This window comes from Roseovarius salinarum, assembly GCF_002834145.1.
Lineage (GTDB): Bacteria > Pseudomonadota > Alphaproteobacteria > Rhodobacterales > Rhodobacteraceae > Roseovarius > Roseovarius salinarum.
The window spans coordinates 1-2,466 of sequence record NZ_PHNT01000041.1 but is presented as its reverse complement, the minus strand read 5'-3'; the positions used below and the strand labels follow the sequence as shown (position 1 = coordinate 2,466).

3 protein-coding genes and 2 pseudogenes are annotated in these 2,466 nt (G+C 58.2%); 3 read left to right on the top strand and 2 right to left on the bottom strand.

Going from position 1 to position 2,466, the window contains the following annotated elements:
* Both CEF10_RS16640 and CEF10_RS16635 read right to left on the bottom strand, forming a co-directional pair.
* Window positions 1–185: pseudogene (locus tag CEF10_RS16640) on the bottom strand (hypothetical protein); the annotation flags it as partial.
* Window positions 186–289: 104 nt separating this feature from the next.
* Window positions 290–505, bottom strand: coding sequence for a hypothetical protein (locus CEF10_RS16635; RefSeq protein WP_157933079.1), 216 nt, complete (start codon window positions 503–505; stop codon window positions 290–292).
* On the opposite strand from CEF10_RS16635, the gene CEF10_RS17005 reads away from it, so the two are divergent.
* The 3 genes and pseudogenes from CEF10_RS17005 to CEF10_RS17290 form a co-directional block, all read left to right on the top strand.
* A complete protein-coding gene (locus CEF10_RS17005) occupies window positions 504–923 on the top strand; it encodes a hypothetical protein (RefSeq protein WP_157933078.1) in 420 nt (139 codons plus the stop codon). The two genes, CEF10_RS16635 and CEF10_RS17005, sit on opposite strands and share 2 nt — an antisense overlap.
* A gap of 84 nt (window positions 924–1,007) precedes the next feature.
* A complete protein-coding gene (locus CEF10_RS16630) occupies window positions 1,008–1,652 on the top strand; it encodes a sulfotransferase family 2 domain-containing protein (RefSeq protein ID WP_157933077.1) in 645 nt (214 codons plus the stop codon).
* Window positions 1,653–1,802: 150 nt separating this feature from the next.
* A pseudogene (locus tag CEF10_RS17290) lies at window positions 1,803–2,323 on the top strand (transposase); the annotation flags it as partial.
* Window positions 2,324–2,466: the final 143 nt, after the last annotated feature.

Here is a 2,466-nt window from a genome sequence, read left to right as displayed (position 1 = left end):
CGCCGCAAGAAGTGGAGGAGGCGTTCTACGCACAGATGAACACCCTTGAAAAAGCCGCGTAGGTTTTGAACAAAGAAGCCTCTCGGAAACCCGGGGCGGTTCACGGCCGCCGTCTCCTCGCCCTTCAGGGCTTCCAGCGCGAGCTTCGCCTTGAACTCGGGCGCGTGCTGCTTGCGTTTCCACATCTCTGATCTCCTTCTCCTCGAAGATCAGCAGACTGCAATTCGTAGCTTGTGTCAGTGTCGGAATTTCGGGGAAGCTCACTGCCGGCGTTCATAGTTCTCGTATGTCAGCCCGAGCTGTCCGTCAGGTCGCTTTTTCCGGCCACGTCTGGCCGATGGTCATGATCCGCGTCGGCCGCGATCCGAATCTCGCGCATGTTGGTTGCGCGGGTCTTTGGCAGGTAGAACCCGGCTGCGTCGAGGTCAGCGCGATTACGCCGGATGAACCTCTGGATTGACGTGCTGCCGGTCTTGGGCGGGCCGATGTGGAGGATACAGCGCATGGAAGTCATTCACCCGGAATTCAGTGTCTTGAAGCGTGTGGTTTACCCAACACCCGCGGGTCGTGCGACAAATGCGGACTCGGTGTCAACGTTTGTCACGCCCGCGCCCGAACAGTGTTTCCCGGGCCTGCCGGTCGGCGGTGAGGTCGCCGCGCCTTTTGGCGCGGCGCAGCATATCTTCATAAAGCGCGTGGAACACGGGACTGGTCATCTCGTCCCTCGACAGAACGGCAACCATCCGATGGTCGGCATTAGCGCTCCGGTCGTTCACAACGTTCACCATTCGTTCTATCCAGATTCCCTCATGTGTTTGGTTAAAACAGCTGAAATAAAAGGTAAAGCGCCGGCATGGAACATGCTTGACGGGAGGTTGCGATCCGGTGCTTTCACGAAGCTTGACAAAACCGCTCGTTCCTAGCATGTGGCCACAGAGAACGTTGCGATGCCGGATCTGCTGACCGGGCGATGCCTATGAATATTCTCTGCGCGTAAGGAGCCGAGTGTGACCGCCATCCTCGCGAAAGCAGATTTCGCCTACATCTCCGTGCCGAAAGTCGCGTGTACATCGATCAAGCACTTCCTTTTCGAGGTCGAAAATGGCCGGTCGTTCGAACCCTTCGTCGCGAACGAGAAAAAGCGAGACGTGCACAACCTGTACCCTGGCAAGCTGTTCACGGACCTGCCGATGAAACGGCTTGAACTATGCGACCGGTATGCGGTGGTGCGCGATCCGGTCGCTCGTTTTCTCAGTTGCTACAGTAACCGTGTCGTTTTCTACAAACAGCTTTCCGAAAAGCATCTACCCGAAGAGGCGCTTGCCGAAGGACTGGTGCCTGATCCGGACATCCACACCTTCGTGCGCGACTTCAGAAATTACCGGAGGCATGTGCAAAGCATCCGCTGGCACAGCCGCACGCTGGTATCGTCGCTCGGAGAGGATCCGTCGTATTACGCACGCATATTCAACATGGAAACACTGTCGGAGTTCGAGGCGCTCATGCAAGAGCGATTCAAGGTCAGCTTCGGTTTGGGCCGATTCCAGACCGGCGGGCCAAAACTGAAGCTCGAGGACCTGACCGAGAGCGAGATCGCGTCGATCCGCGAATTCTACGCAGTCGACTACAAGGTTTTCGGCAAATTCCTATAAACCGGACCGCCGGGACGGACCACGAAGCTGCTCCTGAATATCGGCCCTCCGAAAACAGGCGCGACGAGCATACAGTCTTACCTGTGACCTGAGACCCGTTTCCTCCTCGATTTTGAGGTAGGGTCCGTCCCAACGAAGGAGACGGACAGAATGAAGAGATCACGTTTCAGCGAAGAACAGATCATCGCGATCCTGAAGCAACAGGAGAGTGGCGTGGCAAAGGCGGACGTGTGCCGGGAGCATGGGATCAGCTCGGCGACGTTCTACAAATGGAAAGCGAAGTTCGGCGGGCTGGAGGTGTCGGATGCCAGGAGGCTTAAGGCGCTGGAGGACGAGAACGCGAAGCTGAAGAAGCTGCTCGCCGAGCAGATGCTGGACATTGCGATGTTGAAGGATGTCGCCTCGCGAAAGTGGTAACGCCCGGCGCGAAGCGAGAAGCTGTGGCGCATCTGTGCAAAGAGCACGAGGTGAGCCAGCGGCGGGCGTGTTCTGTCCTCGGCGTTGACCGATCGAGCGTGCGGTATCGCAGCGTGCGACCGGACGATGCCGATCTGCGCAATGCGATGAAGGCCGTGGCGGCTGAGCGCCGTCGGTTCGGCTATCGACGCGTGCATGTGATGCTGGAACGGCAGGGCTGGCAGGTGAACCAGAAGAAGCTGAGGCGGCTCTACGGTAAGCGCCCGGTTCCGACCGCCTGCCAGTGATCGGTCTGAACCGCCCCGGGTTTCCGAGAGGCTTCTTTGTTCAAAACCTACGCGGCTTTTTCAAGGGTGTTCATCTGTGCGTAGAACGCCTCCTCCACTTCTTGCGGCGG

Coding starts and splice junctions, on each gene's coding strand:
- CEF10_RS16635 (WP_157933079.1), bottom strand. CDS start 505: ATGCGCTGTATCCTCCACATCGGCCCGCCCAAGACCGGCAGCACGTCA.
- CEF10_RS17005 (WP_157933078.1), top strand. CDS start 504: ATGGAAGTCATTCACCCGGAATTCAGTGTCTTGAAGCGTGTGGTTTAC.